This is a genomic window from Empedobacter sp. UBA5987, assembly GCF_002429865.1.
Classification (GTDB): Bacteria; Bacteroidota; Bacteroidia; order Flavobacteriales; family Weeksellaceae; genus Empedobacter; species Empedobacter falsenii_B.
Genome location: NZ_DJBB01000065.1, coordinates 1 through 7924 on the forward strand (window position 1 = coordinate 1; position 7924 = coordinate 7924).

At 32.6% G+C, this 7924-nt stretch carries 5 protein-coding genes; all 5 read right to left on the reverse strand.

The window, feature by feature from the left end; all coding sequences use genetic code 11:
* Positions 1 to 215: 215 nt before the first annotated feature.
* The 5 genes from B3J26_RS11580 to B3J26_RS11600 all read right to left on the reverse strand — a co-directional run bounded on the left by B3J26_RS11580 (position 216) and on the right by B3J26_RS11600 (position 7758).
* On the reverse strand, positions 216 to 1268 hold the full coding sequence (locus B3J26_RS11580; protein ID WP_291074642.1) for a galactosyltransferase-related protein: 1053 nt from the start codon (positions 1266 to 1268) through the stop codon (positions 216 to 218).
* A 130-nt stretch (positions 1269 to 1398) separates the two neighbouring features.
* Positions 1399 to 2211 carry a hypothetical protein gene (locus B3J26_RS11585; protein WP_291074643.1) on the reverse strand — a complete coding sequence of 271 codons (813 nt, stop codon included), beginning with the start codon at positions 2209 to 2211 and terminating at the stop codon, positions 1399 to 1401.
* A 157-nt stretch (positions 2212 to 2368) separates the two neighbouring features.
* A complete protein-coding gene (locus tag B3J26_RS11590; RefSeq protein ID WP_291074644.1) occupies positions 2369 to 3550 on the reverse strand; it encodes a glycosyltransferase family 4 protein in 1182 nt (393 codons plus the stop codon).
* Positions 3551 to 3564: 14 nt separating this feature from the next.
* Positions 3565 to 6213, reverse strand: coding sequence for a CDP-glycerol glycerophosphotransferase family protein (locus B3J26_RS11595; RefSeq protein ID WP_291074645.1), 2649 nt, complete (start codon positions 6211 to 6213; stop codon positions 3565 to 3567).
* Positions 6214 to 6273: 60 nt separating this feature from the next.
* Positions 6274 to 7758, reverse strand: a complete 1485-nt coding sequence (locus B3J26_RS11600; RefSeq protein ID WP_291074646.1) for a stealth conserved region 3 domain-containing protein — start codon at positions 7756 to 7758, stop codon at positions 6274 to 6276.
* Positions 7759 to 7924: the final 166 nt, after the last annotated feature.

A 7924-nucleotide genomic window follows, 5' to 3' on the forward strand; every position in this document is an offset into this window, starting at 1 on the left:
CGTTTTTACTTTTATTTTGATGGGAACAGGAATCGGAACTGATTTTAGCTTTCCGTTGTGTCGGCAAGCAACATATGGGTGGAACACGCGGCTTCCGGGATGATAAAAAAGACCCATTGGCTCGCCCATGCAGGCATTGGACTATGCATTCCAGGTGAAAATGTTGCCTGAGTGCGTCCATCTGGTCATGCAAGTTGCTCAGAGTAAGATATTTATCAGGATTTTGTTTTGACCATGTCTTTAAAAAAAGCTTTCGGGTTCAGGTACAACTTACGCATTTTTCGCCACAGCGGGCGTTTCACCGTTACGCCATCCTTCCAGCACAGTAACCCAGGATATTCACTGATGGGATACCCGGCCTCTTCCTGCAGACGGATCATCCATTCCCGAAAATCTGGAAGCTCGCCATTCAGATCGTTACAAGGGATGACAGGACCTTTTAAGGGGCCCGGATTTGCCAGCATTTGCTCAAGTAACGCGTCGTTGCCCGCTCTGCGCTTGTGATAAGGGTGAGTCAACGGGCGGGGATGCCACTGGTGAACCAGGAAACGTCCGGCGAACAGATGGGGCAGGGCGTAATAACTGAAGTAACGTCGGAATCCCTGATAGTCACCAGGATACTGGGCTTTAATATTCCGCCCATAATCCGCAGGACGTGGGCCAATAGGATAGTGCTGGCACAACCGATCTATTAGCTCCAGGTCTTCGCCGCCATGACCGACGAACCGCTCATCAAAGCCACCCAGCTGTAAAAACCACTCGCGGTTGAGTAACAGGCAACTGCTGGCAAGGGCAATGCCTTCTACTCTGTGGTTTTCGCCGCGCAGGAAGGATTCTAGACAACCCTGGAAATCACCGTCGAACCGCTCTGTTTCTTGTTTTGTGAGGTAGAGACAGGGGTACATTTCAAAACTATTTGTGCATTGGTTTTGGTTATAGCTGCACTTGTGTAGATGTTCATTCAGGAAAGGAGAACATATTAAGTCAGCATCCATAAGAAAAATTGATTGAGCTTGACTAGCTTTAATCGCTTGATCACGGGCAAAACCTGGTGAATAAGCTGAATTGAACTGATTATCTTCGATTAGTCGAATATTAGCTCTTTTTAAAAGCGATAAATCACAATTAGCTGGAATTAAAATCTCAACATTAGAGTTGAGGCAGACTGATTGTATGCAAGTTCTTAGTCTTTGAATCGCATTTTTTAGATTCCCTCTCCCACTTTGCTCAAAGTGAAAGGGCGTAATAAAACTTAGGTTACGTGCCATTTTCCCCACTGATATGGTTAATCATTCAATTAAAATGTAACTGCTACTAATATGTTTTAAAATGATAAGTTATGGAGATAAGTAAAAGCATAATTGCTGTAAAAATATAACTATCAGAGATATTACTAATTCAAGGTGAAATATTATCCGCTATCAGTTTTTCAGATGACAAGTATTCACTAATAAATCTTTTAGTAATTTGAGCATGCATCAAGTTAGGGTCAACTACGCTACAACAATTTGATAATAGTTCTAGGTCTATACCGGGATCTTTGTGTGACGTATATACTACAACATGGTCATTAAATTTTGGTTTGAAAAATCTGTAACCATTGTTTAATACTTCTCTAGAAATAAAACGCATCACTGGTGAGCTTTCATTAAACCTATCGACGTTAGTAATTGGAGCAAAGAATGCGAATCTATAACTACGTCGTTTCATTATTTCAAAGCCAGCAAAGCATCCTTTTGAAGCTGTAATAATATGACAGTCGGAAACTGTCAAATCATACTTGTTCAATAATCCATCAATTAGTGCTATGATATTATTAATGTTGTCTTCCTTGTCTTCATTAAACAACAAGCATGAACCGTTAGCCCAAAATAAATCCATCAAATGTATTCTAAATACATCATCCCCGAAAGGGAATGTTCTCATTGTCATTATTGAGTATTGTGTTTCATGGTCAATATTATTTCCCATGCCTGGTAGGGTAATAATGATTTTTTTAGGGGGAACTTTGGATGGATACTGAAAATAATATTGTCCATTAAAACTATGAAGTTGATCGGCAAATAGTTTTTGCTCAAAGTTAGTATAATATCTAACTTTGTCAAAAAGTATGGCAGTAACGTTAAACTCCCCGATAGGTAATATTTTCAGTGAAGAGGCCATTTTAGGAATGGGGATATTTCTTACTAAAATTTCATTTGATTTTTTCAATCCATTTATATAGTAGGCGTTAGTGATTTTTTTATCAGCCCCTAAAAAATCGAGGCATAATCTGTCCCAATTATTAATCTTAGAGGATTCAGGCCTTTCAACTCGAATATGGATATATTTTTTTCCACTGAAATATTATCTATATTTATCATCTATATTATTCTTTATTGTTATTTGGTTTTTTATTATTCTTCAAAAGAATAGATTCCCATTTTTTACCTATAGTATCTAAACTATAGTTTTTAGCACTTTGGAAAGCATTAATACCGAGTTTATGTCTCAATTCTCTATCTTCAATCAATTGCATAATGTTTTTGCTAAAAGCATCAACGTCACCACATGGAATTAAAATTCCATCTTGTCCATGGTTAATGATTTTTTTTGGGCCATCACATGCAAAGGCAACACATGGCACACCTTCTGCCATTGCTTCAATTATAACCATGCCGAAGGATTCGCTATTTGAAGATAATGCAAAAATGGAAGATCTTCTAAGTTCAAGAGATACATTTTTTGTCGAAGGATATATAAGAATGTTATTGAATAAACCTTTCTGATGAATTGATTCTCTTATATTATTTTTAAGTTCTCCATCACCGAATATCTTAAGTTTCCAATCAGGATACTTTTGTACAACTTTTTCAAATGCTAATATTAAATTATCGAAGCCTTTGTCTTCAACAAATCGCCCTATCGCAATAACTTGTTTTGCCTCAAGAGGGGCTGGAGAAACACCCAGTTTAGTAGCATTTGAAATATTTACTATTCGAGTTTTGTTGTTTTTAAATACTTCGGAATAATAATCCGTTGCATTATCAGTTAGGCAAGTCAAAATATCTAATTGACCATAACCTTTCTTTATTTTTTTCTGTAATCTTTCTGAATGAATATTATATTCTTTATGTTCTTGGCCAATTTTCAGGACTCTTGAGGAGACGTATTTAGTAGCGATTAAGTTAAACGAAGGAATAGTTGTAACTAGTGCTCCACTATTTATTTTTTTCAACCTTTTGATAAGTCTGTAATCAGTATAAAGGGAAAAGTTTTTATATAGATCTTCATCTTTATGAATTAGAATGCTCGGTAATGTGGAAAAGCCTTTTTTCAACAATGTATTAATGGTAGTTAAACCATGGTACTTATATTTTGCTCTGGAGTCAGAAATGGTTCTAACCTTAATTCTTTTATCGATAGGAAAACTTGGGGCATCGCTTGTTCGTTTTATACTAATTATTTCGACCTTAAATCCTTTATCTGCAAGATGGTTTGCAGTATTAACAATGGTTTTTACCGTTCCGCCTATCCCAAAAATATTATATGCTAAAAATGATATGTTCACTAGAGAGTCCTTTCTTAAGATGAAGTTATTTGCTTATACAATCGATGGCAGTTTTGGTCATCAATATTATTAATAAACATATTCAATTTTGATAAATGAATGTTTTCAAACTTACAGTCTCTGACTATCATCAGCTTCAATTGCGATATAAAATCATCATATGTATAACTAATATGTCCGGGAAGATGATTTTGAAAACTCATATATGCCCCTCGCTTGGTTAAATATTCATTAACATCGAATTGGAAAAATAACGCAGGTTTTCGCATGAATAAAAAATCCCAAGCGACGCTTGAATAATCAGTTACCATTCCAGAACTTTCAGTAATTAATTTCTGAACAGTATCTTCAGCAAGATTAGCGATCAATATATTGTCACATGATGATTTGAAAAGATGAATGTACTGTTTGTAAATTTCATTATGAGGAAGGATTTTAATCACATAGTTGTTTTTACTTAAAAAACGATCTAGATCCTTATCATTTAATAATAACTTATAATTTCTATAAAAATCGGAATTGAGAAATTCCTCTTCAGAGTTTACTAACCAATCCCGCCATGTTGGCATTATGAATATTTGTCTTTTTGGTTTTTCTTCATATCTGTATAAATCATCAAATCTAGGTAACCCTGATACAATGATTTGATCTTGTCTAAATTTGGATTCTCTTATCATTATTCTTTTTTCGTTATTAGATGATACAACAAATTTAACGATTTTATTATTATATGAGTTTCCGTGCATACCAATTCTTTTCATGGCCAGTATCCCATGCTGAAGGTAAACTATGTCTTTATCATTTCTATAAATTACTGGATGTTTAATGGATGGCAAAACGTCACGTATTCCATGTGCAACAACAAGTTTACTAGCTAAATGATACATTATCTTATGCTTAAATGAATCATAAATGATTACATTCTTCCTGAAAGGTAATAATTTATGATAATGGACGCTGTTTTTTCTGATAATGTAGTACACTCTTTCATTATGTTTTTCTAGTGCGTATTTAAAAAATGCAAACCCATTATCTTGGGCGACGTCCCCTAAATTCTCTCCAATCAGCCAAATGTCTTTTTTAAAGCATTTTTTTAATGTAAAGGCGACGCATTTTGATAAAAAAAGAGATAATTTACTTGTGGTTTTCTCATGCTCCCTAAGAGGTCTGATTTCGATACTCGTTAGGTTGTTTTTACAAACAATACAAGAAATATAATTACCAGAGCCAAGTTTAACTTTATTTTGTTTAAACATTTTAAACTGACTTTTTAACACTGGCGATGTTTTATTAATGATATGCTTTTTGTTATCTTTTATATAATGAATAAAGTAAGCATTTTCAATTGGTGAAATTTCCTTTAAATTAAGGATGCTTATATATTTATTGTTCTTTTTGACGAATTCGATTGTATTACCATCTTTTTTCGATATTGCCACGATGTTGATATTGCTATCATTGTTAGCATCTATTTCTATTTCTATTTTTTCTTTAAATACAATTGTATTTATTTGATATTGAATGTCTTCAAGTGTAGAAAATAAAAGTCTATTAGCATTATTGAAGTAAGGTTTAATAGAAATTGGCGCATCATTGTTTTTGTAAATAGCCGAAGGATAAATTAAAACCTCACTGCTTTTATAGTTTTCTTCATCAAGTACATGGGTGAACGGTAGGTCATGTATGTCACCATTTTTAAGAACAATTTCCCAGCACAATTCAACAATGTTATTGGTGTTGTTTGATTGAATTAAAAACCATTCAAATGGAATTGTAAATTGTGTGTTACCAAATCTACATTTATTTATTTGTGCATAATTAATTACTTTGCCATCAATGATTAGTTTGGCGCGTAATTGTTTATATAATTCAGAATATTTTTCATTGATTTTGAATGCTATGTTAAAACTTGATTGATTATAGTCTAAAGACATTAGTTTTGAAAAGGTAGTTGTCAAATCTCTGATGTTTAGACTTAACTGCCCATCTTGTGTGATGTATGGCTGAAATTTGAAAAGCGTATTGTTATAAAAACAATTTATATTCTGGTTCGACAAAGTTTCGCTGTTTGCATCCAGTCGAACAAAACTGTCTATTCCATTCGAACTAATTTTAACATAAAAATCCCAAATGCCAGTTTTATCAAAAATATTATTTTTACTCAAAGTTATTTCATAAATCCCTTGAGCATGATTTTTGGCAGGAAGGCTATTTATTTCATTATTGTTTATTCTGTGCCTAGCTGTTAAACATGAAATATTATAGATGTGAGGTAATTCGCTTTTAATTCTGACATAAAGGTTGTTTTCATCATCAGTTATGCTCAGAACATATATTTTTGAATTTTGCGTGCTAATAGGAGTAACTTCAAATGTAGATTTCTTAATTTTAATTATATTAGTACTACCATGTAATTCAGTTGAAGTATCTGAAAGTGAGAATGAAACATCAATAATACTTCCTTTAGAAGATAATGCATCAATCTTATATGAGCCATTTTCTAAGAGGTCAATATTATGGAGGTTACATTTTGCTTTGTTTGTTTTAAAAAAAAGCTTGCCAATCTCTAATTTTTTATTATTTTTAGTTGCTATAAGCCTAACACTTTGATTATTTTCTTTATCATTGATTTTTGCTGAAACAAAAAAATGTTTTTTATTCATTTTTTCGATTTTGTTAATTGAGATCATACATATTCTCGCTGTGTTTAAATCAAGTCGTCTTTAAATTTCAAATGTCGATTTTTGCCTAAAATTCTTTTCTAAAAATGAAGTGATCCTATTGTTCCATTTTATGTCGCTAGAACTGTTCCCATTATCATTAATGCAGAAGAACTTCGCATCATTACTTATTAATTTTTTGAAGTTAACGTTTTTTTTGTAACCTATATAACAACACTTAATATTTCCTAAGTATGCCTGCTTATTTATGAATGAATAATGATGGTATAAGAATGAAGGGATTGATATATCTGATTTGCTCCGGAATCGATTATATGTTGTTTTGATAACTGCTTCTTTATATAACGAACAAATTTCTTCAAGTATATCTTTGCGTAATGCATATGGTGAATGTTGATGTAACTGCGTAGGGGTAATATTATAGGTGTCAACAATCAGTTTTTGTCCATTAAGTGCAGCATTTATATAGTCTGGATAGTCTTTTGAAACGGTACCATTAACTACGCCATATGGTTCAAGGTTGGAAACTGATACACCATTAGATAAAAAGAAATCCTCTTTCTTAACGTCTTTTGAAAAGAAGAAGTCATCATTAAGATAAATAAAATGATCAGCCAATCCTTTTATTTTGTGAATATTTGCTTCTATTGCATGTGAGTTAAAAGTTGGCAAGCTTTCAAGTGGCATTATTTCATGATGCTTGATGATTTTTATTCGAGGATTATTTATATTCAACCACGCAGGAGGCTGACAGTTTGTTACAATGTAGATTTTATTTATCCAAGAAGCATATTGTTCTAAAGATCTTAATGAAAATTTGAGCTCATCTCTATTAAAAAAACGCCCTAACGATACCGCATCACTGATCTCACTGTCTTGTTTTGATTTATATTGTAAGTAAGAGGATTGCCATTCTTTATTATTATGATCAACCCAAGTATATACAGCGTCTATTTTAAAGTTATAATATGATAATGGCTCTGAGGGAAATATATCGCTAACATAAAATACATTGCCCTTTTTGAAAGGATGTGTTCGATAATAAGCTGCTTTATATATTCTTTTAGCTATCGCATGATCATTGATTGACTCGTAACAATCCTTTTTTTCTACCCAGTAGCTAATATTTAATTTTATATGACCAACCGTGCACCTTATTTCTCCGTAAACATTGAGATGTTTGATGAATTTATACAGCTCAATTTTTCCAAAGTTGCATTTTGATTTTTTATTGCGGAAGTGAACATCTAATTTTCTATCTTTATGTAATGAGTAAATATATTTATATACAATGTGTGCAGAACCCTTTAATATACCAATGTGAAGTGTAGTGTCAAAGGTGGTTTCTTTAGTAATGACTATTTCGGTAATTGTTGATAATTCATGCTTTAATGATTCTAAATTAAAATTTGTTCTTATTTTGCTGATTTTTTTGTGTGAGGAAAAAGAATGTTTTATAGTTTGATATGCTGGTGAGTCATTAATAAAACCATATGGGTTCTTTAAAAATTTACTAAATTTAGACATAATAGAATTTCACTCATATTTATCTTTTCAGTATTTAGCATTATGATTTTATTGAATTTATTTCAATCTTGATGCTCACGTAAAGTAGCAAGTCCCATAACGAGTAGGCCATATAGCAAACAGAGGAGAACGCCTATAGTTGCTAAATTATAAAGACGACGTGGAT

Coding starts and splice junctions, on each gene's coding strand:
- B3J26_RS11580 (WP_291074642.1), bottom strand. CDS start 1,268: ATGGCACGTAACCTAAGTTTTATTACGCCCTTTCACTTTGAGCAAAGT.
- B3J26_RS11595 (WP_291074645.1), bottom strand. CDS start 6,213: ATGAATAAAAAACATTTTTTTGTTTCAGCAAAAATCAATGATAAAGAA.
- B3J26_RS11600 (WP_291074646.1), bottom strand. CDS start 7,758: ATGTCTAAATTTAGTAAATTTTTAAAGAACCCATATGGTTTTATTAAT.